Here is a 26,149-nt window from a genome sequence, read left to right on the forward strand (position 1 = left end):
GACATGTCCATTACGCTGTACGCGCTGGACGGCTGTCCGTGGTGCGAGAAGGTCCACGACGCGCTACAGGAGGCCGACGTCGAGTACGAGACGATCTGGACCGAGGCCCTGCACTCGAAGCGCGACGAGGTCGCCCGCGTCAGCGGGCAGCGCGGCGTCCCCGTGCTCGTCGACGACGAGCACGGCGTGACGATGAACGAGTCGGCGAACATCCTCGAGTACGTCGAGCGAACGCTCGCCTGAGCCCCGATCCGATGCCCATCTACACCGGCCGCGGCGACGAGGGGAAGACCGACCTCCGCGACATGTCGCGGGTGTCGAAGACCTCCCCCCGAATCGAGGCGTACGGCACCGTCGACGAGGCGAACGCGCTCATCGGGACGATCCGCCCGACGGGGTACGACGACGTGGACGAGATGCTGCGCGCGGTGCAGGACCACCTCCACGTCCTCCAGGCGGACTTCGCAAACCCCGACCCCGACGAGGGCGACCCGGTGGTGCGCGAGCGCCACACCGACCAGTTGGAGGACTGGATCGACGAGCTGGACGAGGAGCTGGAGCCGCTCCGGAGCTTCGTGCTCCCCTCGGGAAGCGAGGCGGGCGCGAAGCTCCACCACGCGCGGACGGTCGTGCGCCGGGCCGAGCGCCGCGCGGTCGATCTGGCGGACGACGAGCCGGTGAACGCCGAGGCAGTGGCGTACCTCAACCGCCTGTCGGACGCGCTGTTCACGTTCGCGCGGGTCGTCAACGCCCGCGACGGCGTCCCCGAGGACGCCCCGGACTACGAGTAGCCGGCGCCCGGGCGAGGGGAGTCAGTCGTCCCCCGGCACGTCGTCCGGCCGTCCCCTCTTTCCGGTGACTGCCGTTATCCTGTCCTCGTCGAACACGACGTGGATGAAGTTCTGATCGCTGTACTCGGTCGAAACCGGATCGAAGGTCGGGGCGCCGTCATCGTCGAGCTTCACGGGCGGCAAGAGCAGGTCGGTTTGGTGGTCACGTCCGAGGTACGCGTCGTCTTCCGACAGTGGGAGGTCAGGCGTGATCGCGAGTTCGTAGTCTTCGTTGCGCACGCTCTGACTGGTCTTGATTCGGACCAGCCGGTCCTCGTCTTCCACGTCGCCGTCGATCAGTAGGTCACAGATCCCCCAAACCGCGCCGAGGGCGAGCTGGCGCGGCTCGAGGGGCGTCCCCGTTCCGGTTATCCCGTTGATGTAGTTACCGAGCAGGACGCCGCCTCCGGTCTCGTAGTTGGGGTACGGTGGCTCATAGACCGACTTGAAGTCGATCTCGTACTCGGTGTCGTTCGGATCCTCGAACTCGACGGCGATATCGGACTCGTCGTCCGAATCACCCGGATCCTGATCCAGGTCGTACGGCTGGCGATCCCGATAAACGACCCGGAGTCGGCCGTCGACCTCCTCGGTATCGTCGCTGAACGGCGTGTCGAAGTCCGTCTCGACGAACTCGCTTCCGTCTTCGACACGGCTTTCCAGGGGGACACCCGCGACGGGGAGTTCTTCCTGGTTCTCCTCGAGCAGGTCCGCGATATCTCCGTCGGCGATATCGATCCAGTGATCGGGCAACATGTAGGGGTCGTCCGGCGTCCCGAACGTGTACTCGCTGAGCCGACGCTTCCCTGGCCGGATCCAGTGGACGCTCCGGTTCGGCGTCTGCTGGACCCGCAGGTTGATATCCGGGAAGTAGAACGAGTCTCCTCGTCCACTACCCTCGCCACTCTCGTGGGGCGTCGCGGCGGCCGTTTCGGAGAATCCGGCAACGCCGCCTCCGGCGGCCAGTGCGCCGGCGCTCTTCCGCATGAATGACCGGCGAGTGTCCTCATCAACGAATGATAAAACCTTGTCCAATCTAGCTGGCATATGTGTTTAAACGTGCCGGTGATCATAGATTTGATCCTTCAATACGAAAGCCGTATATACGGATCGGCTGACGACATCGACTGTTTGCTTCGACATCGTTCTCCCCACAAACGATTTATTCGTCCTCCCGCAACGGACAGATATGTCCAAGCACTTCGAGGACGCGCGATACTACCTCGGCCGTGCGGCGGACCACGCGAAGGAGGGGGTAAAGGAGGAGCTCGAACCGGTCGAAGAGCGGGTTCGCGAACTCGTGGGGCGCGAGAAGGAGCCGGAGCCATCGCGGCTCGACCGGCTCGAAGCCGATCTGACGGAGCTGTCGAGGAAGGCGGAGGGCGAGGCGAAGGAGGCCGTCCAGCAGGCGCGCGAGCGCCTCGACGAGTATCGGTCCGGGCGAAGCTCGGAGTAACGCGGGCGCCCGTTTCGCGGTCGGCGTCGAACTCGGATCGGTCGGTCGAAAATCAGAAGGTCGGCTCGTCGCCCATGTCGTCGTCGAGGGCGGCGGGGTCCTGTTGTTCGTCGATGGCGTCGGTGAAGAGGTCGCCGTCGGCCTCCCCATCGCCGGTCGTATCGTTCTCCACGTCGTACGCCTTGAGACCGCGGGTGAGGAAGTCCTCGATGGCCTCGTTGCGGTTGAGGAACTCCCCCTGCTCGGCGAGCCGCGAGATCTCGCTGTCGATTCGATCGGGCAGGTCGACTTCGATCTTCGTCACGCCCGCTCGTCGGTGGTCGGACGGGATTAATCCTCGGGTCGCTCGCGGCGACGCGGCCACGGACGGTAAGCCTTAAGCGTGCCACCGGGATACCTTTCGATGCGGGTTGGTGGTCTAGTCCGGTTATGACGGCTCCTTCACACGGAGCAGGTCGGCGGTTCGAATCCGCCCCAACCCAGTTCTGCGGCGGCACGTCGCGACGAGGACTCGCTCGCGAGTCGAGGAGCCGTGCCGCCGGGCGGTGTCCGGCGGATTCGAAGCAGGGAGGTCGCGCGCGGGCGAACCGCGTGAGCCGAGCACGTCCGACCGGGGTTCAAATCCGCCCCGACCCACTCGTCCTCCCGAGGCGACTCACCCACAACAGCGCCGTCGCGTCAGCGGGATTTACTACCCCGGTCCCGGTGAGTTCGCACGATGCCCGGGCCGTCGACGATCGATCTCGCGGGCGAGACCGTCGCCTACGATGTCCGATACAGCTCGCGCGCCGAGCGCTCCCGCATCGACGTGGGGCTCGACGGCGTGACCGTCGTGATCCCGGACGGCGCGGTCGTCGACCCCGCCGAGGTGCTCACCTCGCACGCCGAGTGGGTCGTCGACCGCGAGCGCGAGGCCGCGGCCCGGCGGGCGGACCTCCCCGAGCGCCGCTTCGAGGCCGCCGCGGCGTTCCCGTACCTCGGCGTCGACCGCGAGGTCGCCGTCGAGACGCGGCCGTACTCGGTCGTCGACGGCGACGCGATCCGGCTGGCGGCCCACCACGTGGACGAGACCTCGGTGAAGCGCGCGCTGGAGACGCTGTATCGACGGCTCGCCCGGGAGCGGTTCGAGGCGCTCGCCGAGCGCCACGCGGCGGCGATGGGGGTCGACTACGACCGGATCGAGGTGCGAAACCAGCGGACGAAGTGGGGAAGCTGCTCGACGACGGGGACGATCAGCCTCAACTGGCGGTTGATGCTCGCGCCGCCGCGGATCAGCGAGTACGTGGTGGTCCACGAGCTCGCGCACCGTCGGGAGCTGAACCACTCCGACGCGTTCTGGGCGATCGTCGAGGAACACGACCCGGCGTACGAGGCCCACCGCGAGTGGCTGCGTGAGAACGGCCTCCGTCTGGTGTTCGATCCGTCCGACCTGTGACTCCGAGTGCCCGACTACGACGCGAGCGCGCTCTCGACTTCCGAGCGCAGCGTATCCTCCTCGACCGGCTTCGTGACGTAACCGTCGGCGCCGGCTTTCACCGCCTGCTTCATCTGATCGCGCTGTTCGACGCTGGTACACATCACGACGCACGTGCCGGGGTCGCGCTCCTTGATGTCGCTGGTCGCCTCGATGCCGTTCACCTCGGGCATCATGATGTCCATCGTGACCAGGTCCGGCCTGGTCTCCTCGAACAGCTCGACCGCCTCCGACCCGTTCTCGGCCTCTCCCACGACCTCGAAGTCGTCCTCGAGGATCCCCCGGATGAGCGTGCGCTGGAACCCGGAGTCGTCCACGATGAGGATCCGTCTCGCCATGGCCGACACTCCTCCGTCCCGCGGATAAGCGTTCACCCGGCGGATCCAGGCGTGAGATTTTGGACGGGTCGGGTCGGGACGAGTCGGGTCGGGCCGGGCTGGAACGGGCACGTGACTCGACCGCGTCGGCGACTCGGTCGGCCGGCTCACGGACGGTTCGGGCAGATGATACGGAAAGCTTAGTAACTCAACTGCCCTCAGTTAATACATGGGCGTCGTCAGCGTCTCGATGCCGGACAGCCTCGTCGACCGGATCGACGAGTTCACCGATGAACACGGCTACACCGGACGAAGCGAGTTCCTCCGGGAGGCGGCCAGGGACCTCCTCGGGGAGTTCGAGGACCGCAAGCTCGAGGACCGCGAGCTGATGGGGATCGTCACCGTCGTGTTCGACTACGAGGGGACGGCCGTCGAGGAGCGCATGATGCGGCTGCGCCACGAGCACGAGGAGATCGTCGCCTCGAACTTCCACAGCCACGTCGGCGATCACAACTGCATGGAGCTGTTCATCCTCGAAGGGAACCTGGAGCAGATCTCGACGTTCGTCGGAAAGATCCGCGCGACGACCGACACCAAGACGGTCGACTACTCTGTCACGCCCATCGGCGACGCCGAGGGGATCGTTTGAGCGCGCGGGCCGACGGGACGAGTGTGGGGGGAGAGGATTGTGAATTTGACGAATAACTGCGTCCGCGTGCGACGAGTTCTCGTGGTCATCTCCGATCCGGTTCACACGCGGTAGTGTCCGGGTTCCGTATGATATGCCCCGAGATATCCGCCACGATCAGGTCGCTGTCGCCCGATCGTCGCGAGCGCATTGATATCTGATCACACACCGTCAGTTGCTGGGATCCGAACCAACCTTCAATACCTGGGGGATCGTATCCCCGTGATGGAGTTATGGACATTTCAAACATCGCCGTGCCGGAGTTCGTAGAGGTGGACGCGGGCAAACGACTCGGAAAGATCCGCGCCATCTTCGAACGCGAGAATCCGAAGGGAATCATCGTGATGGAGGACGGCGAATACGCGGGCGTCATCGGCGAACGGGAGCTGATCAACTCCCGCGTCGACGACGACACGCGGGCGGCGGCGCTGATGAAGTCCGCCCCGGAGGTCGCCCGCACCGAGGACGTACGCGAGGTCGCGCGTGTGCTGGTCGAGGGGAACGTCAAGGTCGCGCCCGTCTACGAGGGCGAGAAGCTGTACGGCATCGTCACCGTCGACGCCATCCTCTCGGCGGTTCTCGACAACCTGGACGCGCTGACCGTCGAGGACATCTACACCGAGGACGTGGTCACCGTCACGGAGGACGCACACGTCGGCCAGGCGATCAACCGCCTGCGCGAGAACGGCATCTCGCGGCTCCCGGTCGTCAACGAGGGCGGCCGCCTGGAGGGCATCCTCACGACCCACGACATCGTGGACTTCGTCGTCCGCGACGGCGAGCGCCAGGGTCGCGGCGACCGGCGCGGCGACCTCGACCGCATGCTCGACCTGCCGGTGTACGACATGATGTCGTCGCCGGTGCTCACCGTCACCGCCGCGAAGTCGGTGCGCGAGGCGGTCGAGCTGATGATGGACAACGACATCAGCGGCCTCGTCGTCACCCCCGAGGAGCGCGACGACCTCGTCGCGGGCGTGCTCACCAAGACCGACGTGCTGCGCGCGCTCACGTTCACCGAGGAGGACGCGATGGACGTGCAGGTGACGAACGTCCGCCTGCTCGATACGCTCTCGCGCGAGGACATCCGCAACTCGATCGGCCAGGTGTCGGACAAGTACCAGGAGATGCGCGTGCTTCACGCGCACGTCCGCTTCCACGAGCACAAGGAGAAGCTCCGGGGCACGCCGCTCATCCAGGCGCAGATCCGCCTGCGCACCACCCACGGCCAGGTCGCCGGCTCCGGCGAGGGGTACGGCGCCGAGCACGCCTTCCATGTCGCGCTCGACAAGCTGGAGCGCAACGTCCTCGAAGTGAAGGGCGTCACCGCCGACGAGCGCTACCGCGGTCAGCTCCTCCGGAAGCTCGGCGAGCTGTAAGCCGGTAGCCCCCACGAGCCGAACCAGCACGCCGAACCCGCGGCGGCACGGTCCCCGCCGTCTCTCGCTTTCTCGCTCTCTCGGTCTCGCGTCCGCCGAGGGATCCGTGTCCTCGCGTTGCCTCGCGCCCTACCGACCGAACAACCGCTGAAGCGTCCCGCTCGTCCGCTCGTCCCCGACCCCGGCTTCCGCACGGAACCGCTCGACCGCGTCGTCGTCGACGCCGGCGGCGTCGACGCGGAGCGTATCGGCCTCGCCCTCGGTCTCGACGACGACCTCGCGGCCGCGGGTGGCCGCGTACACGCCCATCAGCGCCACCCCCAGCAGCAGCGAGACCGCGCCGGCGACGCGGAGCGCGTCGTCGACGATCGAGAGGACCGAGAGCACGCCGCCGACCATCGAGAGGAGCCCGCCGAGGCCGGTCGCTCCGGCGGAATCCGGCATCGACGCGCCCATCGAGTCGAACGACACGACCGAGCCGCCGAGGACCATCGCCAGCCCGCCGACGACGGTGTACGCGATGGGGCGAACGAGCCAGTCGGTCGCCGTCGACGACGGCGACACGTCCGTCACGTTGACGCGGTGGACCGCGCGGAGGGTCGCGCGCTCGTCCGGGTCCGCGTCGGGCGCGTACGCGAGCACGCGGTGGTCGGTCGCCACCAGCCGTCCGTCGGCCACGGGGAGGCTCGCGCGGACCTCCTCCCCGGCGTACAGCAGCGGCTCGATCGGGTCCGTGCCCGAGGTCGGTACCGCACCGTCGCCGATCTCGTCGCCGGTTCTGTCGTCGGTTCCGTCGCCGCTATCGTCGAACCGGTCCTCCGTTCCGGCGCCGTCGCTCGTGGTGTCGTCGGTCGAACCGAGAGAACCGGGGTCATCGAGCGGCGACGGCTCGGCGGGCGAGACGACCGTGTCGGCGCCGTCGGTGCCGTCGGCACCGAACGAGACGCCGTCGTCGGTCGGCGGGTCGCGGTCGTCGTCCGCGTCGCCCCCGAAGTCGAAGCCGCCCATCGACCCCTTACTGGCCGGCGAGCTTGTCGGCGATGCGCCGAGCGCCCTCCGCGGCCGCGAGGTCGGGCTCGTCGGGCACGACCACGTTCACGTCGCGGTCGAGCTCCGCGCTGAGCCGGCGCTCGAACTCCTCGGCGAGCCCGGGGATGCACGCCATGCCGCCGGTGACGGCGATGTCGTTGTTCAGCGAGAGCTGGTACACCTTCATGTAGTCGTTGGCGAGCTCGGGGAGGAACTCGTTGGCGACCTCGTCGACGGCGGCGTCGAGGTACCAGTCGAGCGCGTCGACGACGCTGTCCTCGATGGTGAACTCGTGGGAGCCGCCGCCGGGCTGCTGGATCACGTCCGAGAACGGCTCGAAGTCCCCGACGTTGCCGTGGTCCTCCTTGTACTCGCGGGCGGTCGTCAGGTCGACGTGGACGCGCCCCTGCGTCTCCTCCTCGACGTTGGCGACGATGCGGCGGTCCACGTCGTTGCCCGTCACCGAGCCGGTGGAGAAGGGCACGAGCTGATCGCCGCGGCGGTAGGCGCACGCCTCGAGGTTCGTCGACCCCATGTTCACTGAGATGAACACGTCGTCGACGGCCTCGACGCCGCCGCCCATCGCGGGGATGGCGCCACACAGCGACTCGGGGTACGCGCGCATGGTGTGGGCGCCGATGTCCGAGGACTCGATGACCTCGGTGAGGTTCTCCAGCCCGGCGTCGTTGTCCATCGTCGGGATTGCGTACACGACCGCCGAGTCCGAGGGGACGCCGTTGGCCGAGAGCAGCTCGCGGAAGAACCGGCCCGCGAGCTCCGCGCGCTCGTCGTCCTCCGGCAGCCCGGAGCGGAGCATGTACTCGACGCGGTCGGGGTACTCGGCGGCTGCCTGCTCCCCGAACAGGGCCTTCTCGCTCCCGGTGATCGCGTCCTCGTACAGCGCGAGACACGTGAGCGTTCGCACCGTGGTGAGGTCGTCGCTCTCGGGCTCCTCGGGGTACCGGAGCACGGTCCGCGTGGACCCGAGCTTCACGCCGATGGGGGTCGGATTACTCGACTCGAAACTGTCGTCGTCTGCGGATTCGGATTCTGCTGCCATGGTTATCGGAGCGCGGCGAGGCGGGCGACGAACAGCAGGCTCGTGCGATGGTGGCCGACGGTGAGCCGCGAGCCGTCGGTGTCGTCGAAGGCCTCGAGGTACGCCGCGAGGGCGTCCTCGACGGACTCGTCGAGCCACTCCACGTCCCGATAGAAGGCGAGCGCCTCGCGGGCGCGTTCGCGCCCGCCGACGCCGACGAGGTAGCGTAACCAGTCGAGCACGAGCTGGGTCCCGACCACCGAGTCCGGAAGACTCGGCAGGTAGGGCCTGCTCGCGCCGCCGGCCGCCGCCTGAAGGAGGAAGGCGTCTTCCACCTGCGCCGCCCGCACGCGCGCGTCCGCTCGACCGAGGAAATCGTCCGGCTGCGTCCACCGGTCGGGTTCCTCGTCGGCGTGCGTCGGCGCCGCCGCTCCCGTCAACGCTCGCAACTCCTTCGGGTCGTAATCGCTCGGTCTGAGCATGTCCTGGTTCGTCCGCACTCCCTGTGCCGCTACCCTCCCCTATCCGGAAACGGTGTAAATATGTACCCTCCCGAATATCACGGTTGAAACCGGAACGAAGGGTGCGTCGACCTGTCGCCGCTCCCGACTCTCCTCACGCGTCCGCGAGCGTGAACTCCACGCGTTCCTTCTCGCCGCCCTGCGTCGTCCGGCCCTCGACGGTCACCTCGCCGATCGCGTCGGTCGCGCCGACGTGGGTGCCCGCGCAGGCGGTGCGGTCGAACGGGTCGTCCGCGTCACCGATTTCCACGATCCGAAGCTCCGTGATCGAACTCGGAAGCAGGTCGATCCGCGTGCGCTCGGTGTCGAGCTCCGCCTCAGCGACCTCCCGGTCCATCGTGTAGTGGCGCACGGGAAGCGCGTCGTCGACGAGGGCGTTCATGCGCGCCTCGATGTCGGCCAGGTCGGTCTCGGAGAACTTCGGGTGCTCCGCGTCGAGGCGCGCGCGGTCGGCGTACAGTTGGTTGCCGACCGTCCGCGCGCCGAAGTCGTCCAGCAGGACCGCCGAGAGGAGGTGCTGTGCGGTGTGATAGCGCATGTGCGCGCGCCGACGGTCCCAGTCGAGGACGCCGCGGACGCGCGTACCCTCGGGCGGCGCCGCGCCGTCGAGGTGGTGGTAGACGGTGTCGGTCTTCTCCACGTCGGTGACGGCGAACTCGTCGGCCGTCTCGTCGCTCCCGTCGAGAACGCGCACCGTTCCCGTGTCGTTGGGCTGGCCGCCGCCGGTCGGGTAGAAGTGCGTCCGGTCGAGCACGACGCGCTCGTCGAGCGCGCGCTCGACGGTCGCCTCGAACTCCCCGACGGTGCTGTCTGCGAGATACAGCTGTTCGGTCACGTCGGGACGTGGGCGACGGGCGCACTTAGCGGTTCGCGAGGCGGCCGTCCGGGCCGCCGCCGGCTTCGATTCGCCGGGTCCGACCTGTCGTAACGACTAAGGACGAAACAGGCCGTATCGTTCCGTAATGAGAACGACATTCGTCTCTTCCCGACTCGATCTTCACAGGGGGTGGCCGCCGTGGGCGTCGAAATAAAGGGTTCGCGCGTCACCGCCGAGGAGTTCGCGGACATGGAGCACTTCGTCCGCGAGTACCTCGCGGCGTCCGTCGAGAGCGAGGACGACGGCGGCCGCATGCGGTGGTACCCGTGGCACTCCGCGGAGTACCGATTCAACCACATCCTGAACGTCGTCGACATCGCCGAGCGGATCGCGGCCAAGGAGGGCGCCGACGCCGACGTGGTGCGCGTGGCCGCGCTGTTTCACGACGTGTCGAAGCTGGAGGCCGACCAGGACGTCCACGCCGAGGAGGGCGCCCGCGTCGCCCGGCAGTACCTCGAAACCCACGGCGACTACCCGGAGTCGTTCGTCGCCGAGGTGTGCTCGTCCGTCGAGGACCACTCCTACCAGGGGCCGCTGTCGGACCTGTCGCTGGAGACGCAGTGTCTCATCGAGGCGGACCTGCTCGACAAGGTCGGCGCCAACGGCACCGCGCTCATGATCCTCCGGATGGGCTACGAGGCGCGCACGCACATGGACGCCGCCGAGATGGTCCAGCGCGTGCTGGAGCGCGGTCGCGAGCACGCCTCACGCGTCGAGAGCGACACCGCCGAGTCCATCGCCCACGAGCGCATCAAGCGCGTGAAGTGGTTCCGAGAGTGGCTGGAGGACGAGGTGAGGGAGATGAGCCACGAGCGCGAGTTCGACGACGTCTGAGGCGGCGACGGAGGCGAGGCGGAGGCGACCGCGCACGCACACGGTCCCTATAGCTCCCTGTACCGCGAGCCTGCCGTCGTCAGCGCCGCCGGAAGCGACGCCGAAAGTGACGGCACTGCACTCACAGCGTGTCCAGCACGCCGAGCACGCGCTCCTCGGCATCGCGGCCCGGGTCGTGTTCGCTCCCGTCGCGGTCGCTCTCGCGGTGCTCGGCGACGGTCCGCTCCATCGCCTCCCCGAGGGGCGTCGACTCCCAGCCGAGCGCCGCGAGCTTGTTCGTGTCGAGGACGTGGGGGTACTCGCGGTAGAGGATGAAGTCGTCCGGCGAGAGGTCGGCCGCCGCGAGCTCGCGCGCGCCGGCGTGGACGACCTCCACGTCGGCGTCGGCGGCGTCCGCGATCAGGTCGACCATCTCCTCCATCGTCACGAGCCGGCGATCGCCGACGTTGTACGCCTCGCCGGCCTCGCCCTCCTCGGCGACGATCCGCAGCGCGCTCGCCACGTCCTCGACGTACGCGCGGTGCCAGAGGTTCTGGCCGTCGCCGGGGACGACCACGCGGTCGTGGTTCAGCACGCGGTCGATCCAGTAGTCCAGCCGCTCGGTGTAGTCGTGCGGGCCGTAGACGATACACGGGCGGACCGCCATCGCGTTCACGCCGTCCTCGGCGGCCGCGAAGATCGCGCGGTCGCCCTCGGCCTTGCGCGGGCCGTAGGAGTCGTGGGAGTCGTCGGTCGCCTGCTCGTCGGTGCACTCGCACAGTTCCGTCTCGCCCTCGCGCTTCGGGATCTCCTCGACGCCGTAGGCCGCCCCCGAGGAGATGTACGCGTAGCCGTCGACATCGGAGAGCACGTCCGTGGCGACGCGCACGTCCTCCGGGTAGTAGGCGACGCAGTCGATCACGATGTCGGGCGTCACCGAGAGGGCCGCCGCCTTCAGGTCCGTGTCGTCGCGGCGGTCGCCCTCGACGTGGGTCACTTCCTCGCGCTCCTCGAACGGGTTCTGGTGGTTGCCGCGGTTGAAGATCGCCACCTCGTAGTCGTGGTCGAGCAGGTCGTCGACGACGTGTCGCCCGATGAATCGGGTGCCGCCGATGACGAGCGCGGTGTTTACCATACGCGGGACGTCGCGCGCGGCGGTCGAAAAGGCCGCGATCCCCGGCGGGCTCGCCGGTTCGCCGTGGTCGTGTCGGCGGGGCGAGTCGGCCGCGGGGGCGTCCCGCGGACCGGCGTCGGAGCCTCAGATGATCGAGCTCCAGATCGGCTCGATGAGGAAGAACAGGGCCTGGTAGCCGGCGTACGCGATCACGAGCGCGGAGGCGACGATCGCGCTGTTGGGCTTGTCCATCTCCAGGTCGTTGCGCGCCTCGACGCGGCGGGACTCGTACTCGAAGAAGTCGGAGATGACCATCCCGACGACGAGCACGGACAGCACCATCCCCCCGTGCGGTTCGACGACCATGAACGCGAACGACAGCAGGACGAGCAGCACGTTCACGATCTCGTGGGGGAGGTACCGGCTCAGCGCCTCGTCGTCGTCCCCCTCGGCGGCGGCCCGCTCGAAGCTCCGCTGTGCGAGCAGCCTGGTGACCACGTTCACGAGCACGACCGCGAGGATGGCGAACGGCAGCACATCCGCCACGGACTCCAACGCCCCGAGCGGGACGAGGAACTCCAGCGGTGACGGTAACATAGAGGGAAATCGGTCCACGACTCATTAGAAGCTTTCCAATCCCGTGCGGGGGGACGCGTCCCCCTCAGCGCCGCGTCCGTCGCGGCCGATCGGGGAGCGGCACCCGGAGGAACGGCACGGCGCCGTCGACGGCGACGCGGACGTCCGCGTTCGGCTCGACGACGCCGACGGCCTCGCCGTCGACGATCAGGCGCACGTCGCAGTCGTCGCGCTCGACGCGCAGGACGACCTCGTCGTCGAGCACCCACGTGTCGACCGTCGTCGCGAACGGCGAGACGGGAACCACCGACAGTCCGGTTCCGGGCGAGAGCACGGAGCCGCCGGCGGCGCGCGCGTATCCGCTCGACCCCGCCGGCGTCGCGACGACGACCCCGTCCGACCGGACGCGGGCGACCGGCTCGGGGTCGTCGTCCGCGCGGACGGCGTACTCGGAGATGCGCGCCGGCTCGGCCGTCATCAGCGTCGCGTCCAGCACGGCGCGCGCGCGTCGGTCGCCGCCGACGGTCACCGACAGCGTCGCTCGCGACTCCGTCCGGCCCGCCCCCTCGGCGACGGCCGCGAGCGCGGCCTCGGCGTCGACCCGCGGGATCGAGTGGCGGCCGCCGCCGCCGTCGACCGGCAGGATCGGCGCCCGCGGGTCGCCGAGCGCCGCCTCGACGAGCGCGCGCTCGCCGAGGGTGACGACCGCGTCCGGGTCGGCGTCGGCGGCGACGACCGCGCTGCCGGCGGCCTCGACGGCCTCCCGAAGGGTCCCGTCGTCGCCGGCCAGCGCCGCGCGGAAGTCGGTCATGGTGTCGGGGGTAGTTCGGGTGTGGACTTAACCGACGGGGTATCCCCGCGACGGGTCACCCGACGACGTTCCCGTCGTCGTCGTAGGGCCAGTCGCCGATCACCTTCATCCCGGCCGCCTTGTCCTCCGCCTCCAGCGCGGCGGCGATCTCGCTCGGATCGCGGCGCGCGATTTCGGTGTCGGCATCCGCGAGATCGGCGACGAGCGCGGTCAGCAGGATCGCCTGCTCGCGGAGGTTCCGGACCTCCAGCTTCTCCAGCGTGTCCGCCTCGGTGTGACCCCATCCCCGGCCGCTCCCCTCGGTCTCGCCGGCGACCATGTAGCCCGGGACGCCGTGGATCACGAACGGCCAGTGGTCGCTGTGGGGGACCAGCTCCTCGCTGGTCGAGATCGGGTGGTCGAACCGGTCGGCGAGGCGATCGGCCGCCGCGGCGAGGTCGTCGAACCCGTGGGTCGACAGCGACAGCGTCCGGCCGAAGACGTTGGAGTCGACGTTGACGATCGCAGCGATGGCGTCGCGGTCCGCCCGGTCCGCCTCCACCGACGAGCCGACGAGGCCGACCTCCTCGGCGCCGTAGGCGACGAATCGAACCCGGGTGTCCAGTTCGTCCTCGATCCCGGCGAGTGCGTTCGCCACCTCGACGATCGTGGCGGTGCCGGCCCCGTTGTCCATCGCGCCCTCGGCGATGTCGTGGGCGTCGACGTGCGAGGAGACGAGGATCTCCTCGTCGGTGTCGGGACCCAACTCGGCCATCGCGTTGCCGCTGGTCGCCTCGGGCGTCTCGCAGTCGACGGAGACGGTCACGGGCTCGCCGGTCGAGCGGCGCGCGAGGCGCCCGCCGACCTCAGCCGAGACGCCGACTGCGGGGATGTCGCCGATCGGGTCGTCGTCGGTGCCGACGGAGCCGGTCGGCGGGAGACACCCCTCCACGTGGTTGCGGAAGACGAACGCCGCGGCGCCGTGCTCGACCGCGTAGTAGTACTTCTCCGTGCGGTGGATGAACCGGTCGAACTCGTCGGGGGTGTCCGAGGACACCATCACGACGTTGCCGTCCACGTCGCCCTCCTCGAAGTCCGACGGGAGGCCGTAGCCGAGGTCGACGAGATCGGCGGTCGCTTCGCCCGCCGGGGAGCGCGGCAGCGCGATGCAGCGCTCGTCGCGGCCGGCGGCGCGGAGGCCCGAGTCGCCGCGCTCCCACCCCTGCAGGTCGAACTCGTCGATCCGGGCGTCGCGACAGCCGGCGTCGGCGAGGGCGTCGCGTACGAGTTCGAGTCCCTCGCGCTCGCCGGGTTGGCCCGCCATCCGGTTGCCCACGTCGACGAGGTCCTCCAGCAGGTTCCACCCGGCATCGCTCGTGAACGCGTCGCCGATCCAGTCCGTCCGCTCGCTGAGGTCTGTCACGCTCGCTCCCTCCGCGTGTCCGGGCAAAGAGGTTCGGAAGCCGGCCGGCCGGGCCGGGAGTCGCGGGAGCCGTCGACGGTGGGGGTGGCGGGCGCCCCTGCGGGACTACCGCGCGACGCGGACGAACTCGTAGGCGTACACCCAGTTGAGCAGCACGTAGGTGACGACGCCGAGCGTCAGCGAGACGATCCACGTCCCGGCGGCCCACCGCCCCACACGCCTGTGTGGCGTCTCCGTGCGCAGCTCCTCCGGGGTGTGGGTCCACCCGAGCACGATCGCGTACAGGACGACGGGGACGGTCACCACCGACAGCAGGATGTGGATCGCGAGCATCGCGAGGTACGCGACCTCGACGGCGCCCGCGTACGCGCCGAGGAACGCCGTCTCGCGGATGACGATGTGTTTCTCCCCCGGGCCGCCGCCGACCCGCGCGAGGTACATGACGAGGAACACCATGATGAGGCCGAAGGCGGTGCTCATCGCGGCCGCGTGCTTGCGCACCTCGCCCGCGCGGATCCAGCGCCACCCGAGCACGAGCAGCACCGTCGTCACGGTGTTGACCGCCGCGATCGCGTGGCTGAGAAGGTTCACCTCGCCCTGCGTGAGCGACGGGAACACGGAGTCGGGGACGACGCCCGCGAACGTGCCGATGACGAGCGCGTAGCCGACGACCGACACCACCGCGACCGTCGCGCGCGGGTACTCCTTCACGGTGCCGAGCGGGCCGCTCGCGTCCGCTGTTGCCATTGCACGGGGTTGGGTCGGCACCGACTTGCGTCTTCGGGTTCGGGGCCCGGCGTCGACCGCCCCGGGCGACACGGGGGCGCTTTTGTGATCCCGGCCGTCACCGGCGTGCATGCTCACCGACGCCTCCCGCGCCGCCGTCGACGACGCGATCGCCCGCCTGCGCGAGGAGTGGGGCGACTGCCCCCTGGCGGAGCCCCGCTGGGAAATGTCCCCGCCGGAGTGGGACCGCGGCCGCGAGCGCTTCGAGGCCGACACCCTCGGGGGGGCCGGCGCGTGGGTTCGTCGGGGCGACGGCGCCGCGCTCGTGGTCAGACACGAGGGCGAGTCGACGTGGTCCGAGCCCGGCGGGAAGGACGAGCCCGGGGAGTCGCTCGCCGAGGCGGCCGTCCGGGAGACCCGCGAGGAGGCGGGCGTCGAGGTGAACCTTCGGGGGCTGGTGATGCTCCACCGGGTCGCCGTCGACGCCCCCGACAGGCCCAGGCTGTTCCGGCTGATCGCCACCTTCGACGCCGACTACGTCGCCGGCGACCCCGAGCCACGGGAGGGCGAGATCGCGGCGGTCCGGTGGGTGCACGAGCACCCGGACGACCTCATGTACCCGGAGGTGGCGGAGTATCCGCTGTGACCGTCGCGGTGTCGACCGCGACCCGTCTCCGGGGACCGTGGTCGCGGCTCCGACGACCGCGATCCCGATTCCGGGGAAAAGCCTACACGCGCCGGCACGGACCCGACTGCTGTGTCCCCCGCTCCTCCGATCTCGTCGCCCGCCCTCCCGTCCCCGTTGCCGGCCACGCTCTCGTGGGCGGCCGACTGGTGGGAGCTGTGGGCGCTCATCGCGGCCGGCTTCCTCGGGGTTCGCCTCGCGCCCGTGTTGGTCTCGCGAGCCGAGCGTCCGGACGCGCTCCCCGAGGAGGTCGCCCGCGCGGTCGAACGCGCCGGCGTCCCCCCCGACCGGGTCGGCGTCCTCGGACGCGACGGGCGGGTGGTCGCGTACGCCGCCGGGCTGACGGCCGGGCACGGCCGGGTGTTCGTCTCGACGGGCCTCCTCCGCGAGCTCGATCCCGAGGGCGTCGCGGCGGTCGTCCGCCACGAGCACGCCCACCTCGGCCGGGGGCACGTCCCGCTTCGGGTCGGCATCCCCTGCGCGTACGCGGTGGCGTGGGCCGTCGACGCGACGCTGTTCGGGCAGGCGGGGCTCGTCGCGGGCGCGGCGCTGGCGATCCCGCTGGCGTACCTCTCCGTGCGGGTCGCGCGGTGGACCGAGTACGACGCCGACGCGGTCGCCGCCCGGGGGACGGGCGACGACTACCGGGAGGCGCTCGCCCGGCTCGCCGCCGCCGGCCACCTCGGTCGGACGGCCCCGGCAGGGGGACGGCTCCGCCGGCTGCTCGCGGCGCTGTCGATGCATCCGCCGCTGGGGGAGCGGCTCGACCGCCTGGACGAACCGCCGGGCAGCCGCGCGGACGCCCGGATCCCGACCGGCCCGAGGACGCGTGCGACCCGCAGCGACGACTGAGTCGCCGGCGTCTCGCGCCCGCGTCCCCTCTCCTCGCCCTCGCTCGACCGCCGAACCTCAGATGACGCCCGTGAACGACGCGACCTCGATGGCTGCGTCCTCGTTGACGCCGTCGCCGAGGATCGTGTAGCGGTCGCGGATGGTGTGTGCCGTGGTCAACGCCTCGATCACGGTTTCGTCGTCGATCCCGAGCTCGGTCGCGGTCGTCGGGGCGCCGATCGCCTCCAGGGCGTCGCGGATGGCGCGCCACTGGCCGTTCTCGCCGGTGTGGAGGAACTCCGTGAGGATGGATCCGACGCCGACCTGGTGGCCGTGTAGCGCCGGCGACTCGGCGATCCGGTCCAGTTGGTGGGAGAAGAGGTGTTCGGCACCCGACGCCGGCCGCGAGGACCCCGCGATCGACATGGCGACGCCCGAGGAGACCAGCGCCTTCGAGACGATCCACGACGACTCCTCGAGCCCCTGTTTGATCGAGTCGGCGTTGTCGACGAGCATCTCGGCGGTCATCTCCGAGAGCGCGCCCGCGTACTCGCTGTACTCGACGTTCTTCAGCCGGCGCGCGAGGCGCCAGTCCTTGACGGCGGTGTAGTTGGAGATGATGTCGGCGCAGCCGGCGGTCGTGAGGTCCCACGGCGCGTTCGCCATGATCTCGGTGTCGGCGATGACCGCCAGCGGCGGGTCGGCCGCGACCGAGTGGCGCGTGTCGCCCTCGGGGATCGACGACCGGCCGGAGACGATGCCGTCGTGGCTCGCGGCCGTCGGTACCGAGACGAAGCCGACGCCCAACTCGTCGGCGGCCATCTTGGCGAGGTCGATCGGCTTGCCGCCGCCGAGCGCGACGAGGAACGTCGCCCCGGCGTCCTCGGCGGCCTCGACGATCTCCGCGACCGCACCGAAGCTGGCCGAATCGACCGTGACGGTCTCCGCGCCGTCGAACTGTGCGCGCAGGCGGTCGCCCGCGAGTTCGTTCGGGCTCGGCGAGGTGACCAGCAGGGGTGTCCCGCCCAGCGACAGCTCCGCGACGGCCGTCCCCACGTCGTCGAGCACGCCGTGTCCGACGAGGACGTTCCGCGGGAGCTTGATCCACGTCGACTTCGCGAACATGGACGGTGGTTCCGCGTGGGGGTGTAAAGGGGTTGCCGTGTCGCCGGTACTCCTCGACCGCGGCCGTCGACGGCACGAACGACCGTCACGGGCGAGAGTTCATGTACGATGACGGGGCCAGCGTCGCCGATGCGGTAACGAGCAACCCGGCGCGCCAGCGGGTGTGCGACCACGCGCGTCGGGGCGATCCGGTCGCCTGTTCGCCCCCCATCCCACGCAGCGACGGCGCTGGCGCCCGCGCCACAACCATCACGTCACACCACCCGCGTCAGGTCACACCAGCGGGCCGAGCGTGCGCGTCGCATCGAGTAGGAACGCGACGCCGAAGCCCGCCAACAGCAGCGCCGACAGCGCGGCGACCGCGGGCGCGAGCGCCTCGACGCGCCGCTTGGCCGCGACGAGCGCTCCCGGGAACCCCGTCACCCACAGCCCGATGCCGCCGAAGAAGCCGACGATCAGCGCGGGGCTTCCGGTCTCGACGACGAGCGTTCCCGCCAGCTCGCTCACTTCGGCGGCGCCGAACACGTCGATCTCCCCGGGTTCGAGCAGTCCGACGCCGACGGTGAGCCAGAACAGCACCTGGTAGGGGTTCGCCAGCGCCAGCGCCAGCGCCTTCCGGAACCCCGCGGACTCGTCGTCCACCATGTCGGTGTCGACGCTGAGAAAGGAGCCGCCGATCTCCCGGGCCGCGCCGTAGGCGTAATACAGCATGAGCACGCCGCCGACCCCGACCATCGCGCCACGGAGGAGCGGCGCGTCGTTCAGAAACCCGACGACGCCGACGAGCGACAGCACCAGGAAGATCGCGTCCGCGGTCGCCGCTCCGAGGCCGGCACGCACGCCGGCGGTCCACCCGCGGAGCACGCTCTCCTCGGCGATGACGGCGTTCATCGGCCCCGGCGGCGCGGCCAACGCGAGGCCGAACACGACGCCGGCGGCCAGCGAGGCGACGACTGTCACGTCCGGTATCGAGGCGCGCTGCCGTGAACAATGCGCCGGTTCGTGCTCGCCCCGCCTCGACACGCTCCGACCGCGCTACACGAGCGCCAGGACGGCCGACGAGACGGCACCGACGACCGTCTCCCAGACGGAGAACCCGGTCGCCAGCGCCAACACCGTGTCGAGCCCGAAGAACGCGAACAGCGCGGCGCCCGCGAGGTGCGCCTTCCGCACGTCGAAGCAGTGACTGAACCGGTGGAACAGATACGCGTTCGCGAGGCTCACCGGGATGATGACGGCCATCTCTCCCACCCAGATCGCCGGAGCGGCGCCGTACTGCGCGGCGAGGCTGATCGTCACCAGCTGCGTCTTGTCGCCGAACTCGCCGGCGGCCATCATCGAGAAGATGGACAGAAAGCTCCCGAGTCGGCCGGAGATCTCGTGGCCGAACAGGCTCACAGATCCGTCGACTCCGGGCAACACCTCCCCGCCGTCGGTCTCGACGGCGTGTACGCCGGCGCCGGCACCGGGCGCAGACCGGAACAGCAACACGGCGAACACGAGGAACATCGCGGCCGTGAACGCGTCCAGCATCGCTCCCGACAGCATCGACTGGAGCGCGGCGCCGAACCAGATCTCCAGCGCCGTCCAGCCGGCGAACGCCGTCCCCGCGGCGCCGACGACGATCGCCGGGCGGTACCGGGTCGACAGCCCGGCGATGATGAACTGCACCTTCTCGCCGGGGAGCACCGCCAGCTGCGCGACGGCCGCGACGACGACGATCTCCCAGAAACTCACGCCCCGCCCACCCCCGCGTCGGTCGCGGCGGTGCCGTTCACCTCCTCGACCGGGCGGACACGGACTGCGGCGGCGATCGTCTCGGGGAGGCTCTGTTCGCGGTCGTCGCCGTCATCCCCCGCGTCGCCGCCGTGCGACTCTCCGACGGGCTCGACGGCGACCGTCACCATCCCGAACGGCGCGATATCGACCACCTCGACGGTCGTTCCGGGGGTGATCCCCGCGCGGTCGAGGTACTCCAACTCCTCGTCGTCGCGGTCGCTGACGCGTGCGATGACGACGCGCTCGCCGACGGCGACCTCGGTGAGCGGGCGGGCGTCGTCGTCGGCCGGCGGCTCGAGATCCGCACCCGGGATCGGGTCGCCGTGCGGGTCGACGGCGGGGTCGCCCAGCGCCGCGGCGACGCGACGCTCGAACTCCTCGCTGATGTGGTGTTCGAGCGCGTCGGCCTCCTCGTGGACCTCGCTCCACGAGTAGTCGAGGTGCTCCGCGAGATACGCCTCCAGCAGGCGGTGGTGCCGCAGCACCTCCAGCGCGACGGTCCGCCCCTCCTCGGTCAGCTCCGTCCCCTTGTACTTCTCGCGCTCGACGAGCCCGCGCTCCTCCAGCGTCTCCAGCATGCTCGTCACCGTCGGCGGCGTCTTCCCGACGCGCTCGGCGATGGCCGAGGTCGACACGGGCGGCCCGTTTTCGGTCTGGAGCACGTAGATGGCCTTCAGATAATCCTCCATCACGTCGCTCAACATCGGTTGCGGAAATTAGACGTGTCTAACTGATATATGCTGTGGCTCGAATACACGGACGGCGGCCGACGGCCGGCGGTCGGTTGTCGACGGCAGCCGGCGGTAGACGACCGGCGTCCTGCGGATCGGCGGAAATCCGGCGGTCGTCGATTTCCCGGTCAGATCCCCTTGCCCATCAGGTGGCTTCGGAGCACGTCCGGCGTCTTCACGCCCGCGTCCGGGTTCACGACGACGACCTCGTCGTCGGGGCCGAGTGCGCCCGACTCCGCGAGCTGCCACGCGCCTGCGAGAGCGACGCCGCCGGCGCCGCCGACCTCGATGACCTCCGTCTGCGCGACGGTGACGGCGCTCTCCAGCGCGTCGTCGTCCTCGACGGTCAGGGCGTCGCCGTCGACGCGGTCCAGCGCCGCGAGCGCCAGGTCGCCCCCGGCGGGTTCTTCGATCTCCAGCTCGCCGACGATGGTGTCGGGGCCGGTCCAGGCCTCGACCGCGTCCGCGCCGGACTCGAACGCGGTCGCGATCGGCGCACAGCCGGCGGCCTGCACGGCGTACACGTCCGGGACCGCCTCGGCGAGTCCGAGGTCGAGGAGGTCCTCCAGCCCTTGGACGACCCCGACGACGAGTTCGCCGGTGCTCGCGGGGAGGACCACCGCATCCGGGAGCGGGGAGTCGACCGCATCGAGGAGTTCGTACGCGACCGTCTTCGCCCCGTCGTGGCGGTACGGCGTCGTGAACTCCTGTAGCGAGTGGTACTCGGCGGCCAGTTGCTCGTCGACGGCCGCGGCGGCGTCGCCGTAGCGCCCGCCGACGACGCGCATCTCCCCGCCGTGGACGTTCACCATCGCCTTGTTCGAGAACGCCGTCCGCGAGGGGACGAACGCGTACGAACGCAGGTCGGTGCGGCCGGCGTAGGCGGCCGCCGACTGCCCGGCGTTGCCGGCGGCCGCGAGCGCCAGCGGCTCCAGTCCGCGCTCCGCGGCGGCCGTCACCGCGGGGCTCATTCCGCGGTCGACGTACGTTCCCGTGGGGTTGCGCCCCTCGTCTTTCACGTACGCGGCGGCGACGCCGAGTTCGTCGGCCAGGCGGTCGGTCGCCACGAGCGGCGTGGCGCCCTCGCCGGCGGTGATCGCCGCGTCCGCCGGGAACGGGAGGAGGTCGCCGAAGCGGTACTGTCCCGGGCCGTCGCGGTCGCCGAGGGCGTCGGCGTCGACCGCGTCGAGGTCGTACGTCGGCGACAGCGGCGCCCCGCAGTCGGGACAGCGGCCGTGCTCGCCGACGCCGAACGACTCCCCGCAGCCGGTGCACGACAGGCCGTCGAACGCGTCCGTCGTCTGCATTTGCCCGCGGTTGGGACCGCCGCCGCATGGATGTGCTGGTTCGGGGCCGGATCGGGAAGGGTCGACGACGCGGTGACGCGGCGGCGACGCGACGGCAACGATCAGGCGGGCCAGCCGAGAACGATCCTGCGAGGCAACCCGAGGATCCGGCGACGCGACCGGGTACGCCTATGTGTCACCCGGTCCAAGCGCGGGTATGTCGGATTCCCCGAACGTCGCCGTCGCGGGCGCGGGGCTCGCGGGGCTGGTCGCCGCGCGGCACCTCGCCGACGCGGGCGCCGAGGTCACCGTCTACGAGCGCCGCCCCGAGGTCGGCGGCCGCGTGCGGACGCGACACGAGGACGGGTTCACGCTCGACCGCGGCTTCCAGGTGCTGTTCACCGGCTACCCCGCGGTGCGGCGCGAGCTCGACGTGGGCGCGCTCGACCTCCGCGAGTTCCGCCCCGGCGCCGTCATCTGCTCGACGGGCGAGGGGACCCGAAGCGTCCTCTCGGACCCCCTCCGGGACCCCCGATTGCTGGTCGAGTCGGCGTTCAACCGCCGGGTAACGACGAGTGACAAGCTCCGGACGCTCGCGCTCCGCCAGGACCTCTCGGGTCGCGATGAGTCGTGGTTCTTCTCGGGCCCGGACGCGAGCATCCGCGAGTACCTCCGCGACTGGGGGTTCTCCGAACGGTACGTCGAGAACTTCGTCGCGCCCTTCTACGGCGGCATCACGCTCGACCGCTCGCTGTCGACCTCGAAGCACGTCTTCGCGTACACCTTCCGCGCGCTCTCGGAGGGCCGGATCGGCGTCCCGGCCGAGGGGATGGGCGCGATCCCGGAGCAGTTGCGGGCCTCGGCTGAGGCCGCCGGCGCGACCGTCGTCACCGGCGAGGGCGTCGAGGGGATCGAACGCGGCGGGACCGGTTCGGGTGCGGGTGCCGGGAGCGGCGGTGCCGCGGGGGTCACCGTCGAGACGACCGACCGCGCCGTCGACGCCGACGCGGTCGTCGTCGCCACCGACCCGAAGGCCGCCCGCGACCTGACCGACGTGGACGCGATCCCGACCGAGGGCGTCCCGTCGACGACGCAGTACTACCGGCTGTCGGACGCGACCCCGGTTTCGACGGGTAGGAAGATCCTGCTCAACAGCGACGAGGCGTCGCCGAACGTCGTCGTCCCGCTCACCGACGTGGCTCCCGAGTACGCGCCCGACGGCGAACAACTGCTGTGTGCGACGTTCCTCGGCGACGACGCGCGCTTCCGGGACGCCGAGGACCTCGCGGCCGACACGCGCGCGGCGCTGTCCGCGTGGTACCCAGAGCGAAGCTTCGGCGGCCTGGAGGCGATCCACACCGACCGCATCGAGTTCGCCCAGTTCGCCCAGCCGCCGGGCGTCCACCCGGAGCTGCCGGAGGCGACGGAGCCGGAGGGGCCGGTGTACCTCGCCGGCGACTACACGGAGTGGTCGTCGATCCAGGGGGCGATGAAGAGCGGGCGCGTCGCCGCCGAGGCGGTTCTCGACGGGAGATAACGCGAGGGGATCGCGCTGGACCGCCCCGGTCCGGGCCCGGTCTGCTCCCGACCGGCGAGGACCGGCTCGGGCCGGGTATCCGACCGGACCGAGCCGGACTACTTCTCGATCGGCCGCGGCGACACGTCGAACGTCGTGAGGAAGCGCTGCACCGCCTCGTCGGTGCCGACGATCACCAGCCGGTCCTCGGCCGCGATCGTCCGATCGGGATCGAGGCTCGTGGTGAGTTCGCCCTCGTGTTCGAGGGCGATGACGCGACAGCCGGTTCGCTCGTAGATCCCGCTCTCGGCGAGCGTCTTCCCGGCGAACGGCTCGGCCGACACCCGGTCGATCCGGATCTGACTGCCGGCGCCGAGCACCTCCTCGCCGCGAAGCTCCCGGGCGACCATCCGGGCGCTGATCCGCGGGACCGAGAGCACGTAGTCGGCACCGGCGCGAAGCGCCTTTGTCGTCGCCTTCGCGTCGCTCATCCGCACGAGGATCTCGATGTCCGGGTTCAGCGACCGCGCGAGCACCGCGGTCAACAGCGCCGTCGAGTCGTTCGGGACGCACACGAGGATCACCCCGGCGTCCTCGATGCCCGCCTCCCGGAGCGTGTCGCGGGAGCTCACGTCGCCGACAACGTCGACGTCCGGACCGTCGGCGATATCGATCGTCGTGGCCGGGATGTCGCCCTCCTCCTCGACGACCGACAGCGCCGCCCGTCCGACCTCGCCGAGTCCCGCGACGACGACGCCCTCGTCGCGGCCGCGCGACCGGACCGGGCGGGCGGTCTCCCCGAGCTCCTCCAGCGCCTCGTGGTCGCCGGACACGAGCAGCACCGTGTTCGCGCCGATGACCGCGTCGGGGTCCGGCGGGAGCTGGAGCTCGCCGTCGATCCACGCGCCCACGACGTTGGCGCCCGTCCGCTCCCGGATGCGCGAGTTCCGGATGCTCGTCCCCTCGAGGGGGCTCCCGCGGCTGACGGAGATCTCCGTCACCTCCAGCCCCTCGGCGATGCCGACCGTGTCGTGCAGCTCCGAGGTGTACAGCGACATTGCCTTCCGCGCGAGACGCTGGCCGAGGACGGCACGCGGGGAGACGACGCTGTCGGCGCCGGTCGCGAGGAGCACGTCCCGCAGGGTGCTGTCGTCGGTCAGCGTGATGATCTCCACGTCGGAGCGGACCGACCGAACCGTGAGGATCGTGTCGACGTTGGCCTCGTCGGCGTCGGTGATGACCGCCCGGGCGCTGGCGATGGTCGCGCGTTCGAACGTGGCTTCCTCCTGCGGCGATCCGTGGATCGCCGAGTACCCCTCGTCGGAGAGATCGATCGCCTCCTCCTCGTCGGAGGAGATGAGCACGTAGTCGATCCCGAGCTGTTCGAGCTCGTCGAGCAGCACCGCGGAGTCCCGGTCGTACTCGCAGATGACGACGTGATCGCGCTTCGGGGAGAGCCGGCTGTCGAGGTCGACCTCGGCGCCGGTGAACAGCGGGATGACGATCACCCGGAGCGTGAAGAAGCCGACGCCGATGCCGCTGAGCTGCATGAACACGACGAAGAGGTTCATGATCGGCGTCTCCCACGGGGAGTCGGCGCCGTACCCCGTCGTCGTCATCGTCTCGGTGACCGTTTGGAACGACCGGAAGATGGACTGCGGTCGCCCCTCGAACACGCGCATTCCCGTGTTGTAGAGGACGGTGTAGGTCAGGACGAGCGCGGTCAGCCCGATCAGGTAGTAGATGACGAGCCGGTGCCGGCGCGAGAGATCGCCGGTCCGGATCGAGCGAGGGAGGAGCGCCATGACGCGTTGCCCTCGCTTCCGGGTGGGGCCACGAAACGTTTTCTGTCGATCCGCCCGGCACGGTCGTCGCCCCGGGGGTCGGTTCGGTCGCCGGCCCCTCGACTACTCCTCGCGCAGGAACGCGTCCTCGCCGTGGCGCTCGATCGCCGCGAGCAGCCCCTCCCGCTGACGCTCCAACTCGGGCGTCGTCTCGGCGTACACGTCCGCGAACATGTCCGCGGGGTCGGCCTCGAAGTCCTCGGCGGCGTCGATGACCTCGGCGACCCGGTCGTCCGCCGCCTCGCGCACCGACTCGATCAGGTCGTCGTCGGCGATCCCCTCACGGCGGAGGAACCCCTCCATCCGCGGGATCGGGTCCCACGCGCGCCACGGTTCCGACTCCTCGTCGTCGCGGTAGACGCTCGGGTCGTCGGCGGTCGTGTGCGCGCCGAAGCGGTACTCGACCGTCTCGATCAGCGTCGGGCGGTGGCCGTAGCCGCCGGCGTCGGGGTCGGCGGGAGCGTCATCGGCGTCCGTGTCACCCACGCTGTCGCCGCCGGCTCGCGCCTTCCGGGCCGCCTCCGCGACGACCGCGTACACGGCGAGGGGATCCATCCCGTCGACGCGGACGCCCTCGAAGCCGTAGGCTTCGGCCTTCTCCGCCAGCGTCGGGCTCGCGGTCTGCTCGTCACGGGGGATCGAGATGGCCCAGCCGTTGTTGTGACAGACGAAGACGCTCGGGGCGTCGAACACGCCCGCGAAGTTCAGCGCCTCGTGGAAGTCGCCCTCCGAGGTCGCGCCGTCGCCGAAGTGGGCACAGGCGACGCGGTCGTCGCCGCGGTAGTCGAACGCCATCGCCGCGCCCACGGCGTGCGGGAGGTGCGCGCCGATGCCGATGTTCAGCGGGAACACGTCGATGTCCGCGAGGCCGGCGGTCCCCGACTCGTGGCCCATCCAGTAGGCGAGGTACTCGGCGGGGAACCCGCGGGCGATCACCGCGCCGTGTTCGCGGTACTGGTAGAAGACCGGGTCGTCCTCGCGGAGGGCGTGCGTGGCGGCCACGGAACTGGCCTCCTGTCCCTCGATGGCGGCGTAGGTGCCGATCCGTCCCTGTCGCTGGAGGCTGATCGCCCGCTCGTCGAAGCGGCGCGCGGTCACCATGTCGCGGTAGATGTCGACCAGCGTCCCCTCGGGGAGGTCCGGAACCTCGCCGACGACCTCGCCGTCGGGACCCAGCACGCGGTACACGTCGCCCATCGGGTCCGGCGGGGCGTCGGCGTCGGTCTCCCCGCCCGAGCCGGATCCGGCGTCGGCGTCGCTCATACGGGCGTGTCAGAGTGCAACAGGGTAGCCGTTTCGGCAG

At 70.4% G+C, this 26,149-nt stretch carries 29 protein-coding genes and 1 tRNA gene; 11 read left to right on the forward strand and 19 right to left on the reverse strand.

What is annotated here, in order from left to right:
* The first annotated feature begins 3 nt into the window (after positions 1-3).
* Together K6T36_RS12805 and K6T36_RS12810 are read left to right on the forward strand one after the other, a co-directional pair.
* The gene (locus K6T36_RS12805; RefSeq protein WP_222921618.1) at positions 4-243 is read left to right on the forward strand and encodes a glutaredoxin family protein; all 240 of its coding nucleotides are present in this window, start codon (positions 4-6) and stop codon (positions 241-243) included.
* A gap of 11 nt (positions 244-254) precedes the next feature.
* On the forward strand, positions 255-791 hold the full coding sequence (locus K6T36_RS12810; protein WP_222921619.1) for a cob(I)yrinic acid a,c-diamide adenosyltransferase: 537 nt from the start codon (positions 255-257) through the stop codon (positions 789-791).
* A gap of 21 nt (positions 792-812) precedes the next feature.
* Here K6T36_RS12810 and K6T36_RS12815 read toward each other — a convergent pair whose 3' ends face one another.
* Positions 813-1,817 (reverse strand): hypothetical protein, encoded by a 1,005-nt coding sequence (locus tag K6T36_RS12815; RefSeq protein WP_222921620.1) that lies wholly within the window; start codon positions 1,815-1,817, stop codon positions 813-815.
* 202 nt (positions 1,818-2,019) lie between these two features.
* Between K6T36_RS12815 and K6T36_RS12820 the strand changes: the two genes are divergently transcribed.
* Complete coding sequence (locus K6T36_RS12820; RefSeq protein ID WP_222921621.1) at positions 2,020-2,286, forward strand: DUF7553 family protein; 267 nt, start codon at positions 2,020-2,022, stop codon at positions 2,284-2,286.
* 52 nt (positions 2,287-2,338) lie between these two features.
* Here the strand turns inward: K6T36_RS12820 and K6T36_RS12825 are convergent, their stop codons facing one another.
* Complete coding sequence (locus K6T36_RS12825) at positions 2,339-2,590, reverse strand: ribbon-helix-helix domain-containing protein (RefSeq protein WP_222921622.1); 252 nt, start codon at positions 2,588-2,590, stop codon at positions 2,339-2,341.
* A 103-nt stretch (positions 2,591-2,693) separates the two neighbouring features.
* On the opposite strand from K6T36_RS12825, the gene K6T36_RS12830 reads away from it, so the two are divergent.
* Positions 2,694-2,768, forward strand: a tRNA-Val gene (locus K6T36_RS12830).
* Positions 2,769-3,004: 236 nt separating this feature from the next.
* Positions 3,005-3,721, forward strand: coding sequence for a M48 family metallopeptidase (locus tag K6T36_RS12835; protein WP_222921623.1), 717 nt, complete (start codon positions 3,005-3,007; stop codon positions 3,719-3,721).
* Positions 3,722-3,735: 14 nt separating this feature from the next.
* Here the strand turns inward: K6T36_RS12835 and K6T36_RS12840 are convergent, their stop codons facing one another.
* Positions 3,736-4,098 carry a response regulator gene (locus tag K6T36_RS12840; protein ID WP_222606992.1) on the reverse strand — a complete coding sequence of 121 codons (363 nt, stop codon included), beginning with the start codon at positions 4,096-4,098 and terminating at the stop codon, positions 3,736-3,738.
* A 208-nt stretch (positions 4,099-4,306) separates the two neighbouring features.
* Between K6T36_RS12840 and K6T36_RS12845 the strand changes: the two genes are divergently transcribed.
* Positions 4,307-4,726: a CopG family ribbon-helix-helix protein gene (locus K6T36_RS12845; RefSeq protein ID WP_222921624.1), complete on the forward strand. Its 420-nt coding sequence runs from the start codon at positions 4,307-4,309 to the stop codon at positions 4,724-4,726.
* 272 nt (positions 4,727-4,998) lie between these two features.
* A complete protein-coding gene (locus K6T36_RS12850; protein WP_222921625.1) occupies positions 4,999-6,141 on the forward strand; it encodes a CBS domain-containing protein in 1,143 nt (380 codons plus the stop codon).
* Positions 6,142-6,270: 129 nt separating this feature from the next.
* Here the strand turns inward: K6T36_RS12850 and K6T36_RS12855 are convergent, their stop codons facing one another.
* From K6T36_RS12855 to K6T36_RS12870, 4 genes are all read right to left on the reverse strand, one after another.
* Positions 6,271-7,149 carry a hypothetical protein gene (locus tag K6T36_RS12855; protein WP_222921626.1) on the reverse strand — a complete coding sequence of 293 codons (879 nt, stop codon included), beginning with the start codon at positions 7,147-7,149 and terminating at the stop codon, positions 6,271-6,273.
* Between the two features lie 7 nt (positions 7,150-7,156).
* The gene (locus K6T36_RS12860) at positions 7,157-8,230 is read right to left on the reverse strand and encodes an actin-like salactin (RefSeq protein WP_222921627.1); all 1,074 of its coding nucleotides are present in this window, start codon (positions 8,228-8,230) and stop codon (positions 7,157-7,159) included.
* 2 nt (positions 8,231-8,232) lie between these two features.
* A complete protein-coding gene (locus K6T36_RS12865) occupies positions 8,233-8,691 on the reverse strand; it encodes a FlaD/FlaE family flagellar protein (RefSeq protein WP_222606997.1) in 459 nt (152 codons plus the stop codon).
* A 133-nt stretch (positions 8,692-8,824) separates the two neighbouring features.
* Entirely contained in the window at positions 8,825-9,565 is a 741-nt protein-coding gene (locus K6T36_RS12870; RefSeq protein WP_222921628.1) for an alanyl-tRNA editing protein, read from the reverse strand.
* A gap of 180 nt (positions 9,566-9,745) precedes the next feature.
* On the opposite strand from K6T36_RS12870, the gene K6T36_RS12875 reads away from it, so the two are divergent.
* Positions 9,746-10,441, forward strand: a complete 696-nt coding sequence (locus K6T36_RS12875) for an HD domain-containing protein (RefSeq protein ID WP_222921629.1) — start codon at positions 9,746-9,748, stop codon at positions 10,439-10,441.
* Positions 10,442-10,562: 121 nt separating this feature from the next.
* On the opposite strand, the gene K6T36_RS12880 is transcribed toward K6T36_RS12875, so the two are convergent.
* The 5 genes from K6T36_RS12880 to K6T36_RS12900 form a co-directional block, all read right to left on the reverse strand.
* Positions 10,563-11,555, reverse strand: coding sequence for an NAD-dependent epimerase/dehydratase family protein (locus K6T36_RS12880; RefSeq protein WP_222921630.1), 993 nt, complete (start codon positions 11,553-11,555; stop codon positions 10,563-10,565).
* A 123-nt stretch (positions 11,556-11,678) separates the two neighbouring features.
* Entirely contained in the window at positions 11,679-12,131 is a 453-nt protein-coding gene (locus K6T36_RS12885; protein ID WP_222921631.1) for a DUF7313 family protein, read from the reverse strand.
* A gap of 64 nt (positions 12,132-12,195) precedes the next feature.
* Positions 12,196-12,921: an NAD(+)/NADH kinase gene (locus K6T36_RS12890; RefSeq protein ID WP_222921632.1), complete on the reverse strand. Its 726-nt coding sequence runs from the start codon at positions 12,919-12,921 to the stop codon at positions 12,196-12,198.
* 55 nt (positions 12,922-12,976) lie between these two features.
* Positions 12,977-14,323: a M28 family peptidase gene (locus K6T36_RS12895; RefSeq protein ID WP_225935125.1), complete on the reverse strand. Its 1,347-nt coding sequence runs from the start codon at positions 14,321-14,323 to the stop codon at positions 12,977-12,979.
* Between the two features lie 105 nt (positions 14,324-14,428).
* Positions 14,429-15,070 (reverse strand): DUF420 domain-containing protein, encoded by a 642-nt coding sequence (locus K6T36_RS12900; protein WP_222921633.1) that lies wholly within the window; start codon positions 15,068-15,070, stop codon positions 14,429-14,431.
* A 109-nt stretch (positions 15,071-15,179) separates the two neighbouring features.
* Here K6T36_RS12900 and K6T36_RS12905 point away from each other — a divergent pair, with 109 nt between their 5' ends.
* Positions 15,180-15,695, forward strand: a complete 516-nt coding sequence (locus tag K6T36_RS12905; protein WP_222921634.1) for an NUDIX hydrolase — start codon at positions 15,180-15,182, stop codon at positions 15,693-15,695.
* Between the two features lie 111 nt (positions 15,696-15,806).
* A complete protein-coding gene (locus tag K6T36_RS12910) occupies positions 15,807-16,586 on the forward strand; it encodes a M48 family metallopeptidase (protein WP_222921635.1) in 780 nt (259 codons plus the stop codon).
* Between the two features lie 57 nt (positions 16,587-16,643).
* On the opposite strand, the gene K6T36_RS12915 is transcribed toward K6T36_RS12910, so the two are convergent.
* The 5 genes from K6T36_RS12915 to K6T36_RS12935 form a co-directional block, all read right to left on the reverse strand.
* Positions 16,644-17,690, reverse strand: coding sequence for an NAD(P)-dependent glycerol-1-phosphate dehydrogenase (locus tag K6T36_RS12915; protein ID WP_222921636.1), 1,047 nt, complete (start codon positions 17,688-17,690; stop codon positions 16,644-16,646).
* 273 nt (positions 17,691-17,963) lie between these two features.
* Positions 17,964-18,650 (reverse strand): LysE family translocator, encoded by a 687-nt coding sequence (locus K6T36_RS12920; protein ID WP_222921637.1) that lies wholly within the window; start codon positions 18,648-18,650, stop codon positions 17,964-17,966.
* Between the two features lie 75 nt (positions 18,651-18,725).
* The gene (locus tag K6T36_RS12925; RefSeq protein WP_222921638.1) at positions 18,726-19,427 is read right to left on the reverse strand and encodes a TMEM165/GDT1 family protein; all 702 of its coding nucleotides are present in this window, start codon (positions 19,425-19,427) and stop codon (positions 18,726-18,728) included.
* On the reverse strand, positions 19,424-20,173 hold the full coding sequence (locus K6T36_RS12930) for a metal-dependent transcriptional regulator (RefSeq protein ID WP_222921639.1): 750 nt from the start codon (positions 20,171-20,173) through the stop codon (positions 19,424-19,426). Before K6T36_RS12930 ends, K6T36_RS12925 begins: the two co-directional genes overlap by 4 nt.
* Positions 20,174-20,328: 155 nt before the next feature.
* Positions 20,329-21,507 carry a threonine synthase gene (locus K6T36_RS12935; RefSeq protein ID WP_222921640.1) on the reverse strand — a complete coding sequence of 393 codons (1,179 nt, stop codon included), beginning with the start codon at positions 21,505-21,507 and terminating at the stop codon, positions 20,329-20,331.
* 196 nt (positions 21,508-21,703) lie between these two features.
* Between K6T36_RS12935 and K6T36_RS12940 the strand changes: the two genes are divergently transcribed.
* Positions 21,704-23,023, forward strand: coding sequence for an FAD-dependent oxidoreductase (locus K6T36_RS12940; protein ID WP_222921641.1), 1,320 nt, complete (start codon positions 21,704-21,706; stop codon positions 23,021-23,023).
* Positions 23,024-23,121: 98 nt separating this feature from the next.
* Here K6T36_RS12940 and K6T36_RS12945 read toward each other — a convergent pair whose 3' ends face one another.
* Positions 23,122-24,807: a potassium channel family protein gene (locus K6T36_RS12945; RefSeq protein ID WP_222921642.1), complete on the reverse strand. Its 1,686-nt coding sequence runs from the start codon at positions 24,805-24,807 to the stop codon at positions 23,122-23,124.
* 102 nt (positions 24,808-24,909) lie between these two features.
* Positions 24,910-26,109 carry a thiamine pyrophosphate-dependent dehydrogenase E1 component subunit alpha gene (locus K6T36_RS12950; protein WP_222921643.1) on the reverse strand — a complete coding sequence of 400 codons (1,200 nt, stop codon included), beginning with the start codon at positions 26,107-26,109 and terminating at the stop codon, positions 24,910-24,912.
* Positions 26,110-26,149 lie beyond the last annotated feature (40 nt).

Source organism: Halobaculum roseum (assembly GCF_019880245.1).
GTDB lineage: Archaea > Halobacteriota > Halobacteria > Halobacteriales > Haloferacaceae > Halobaculum > Halobaculum roseum.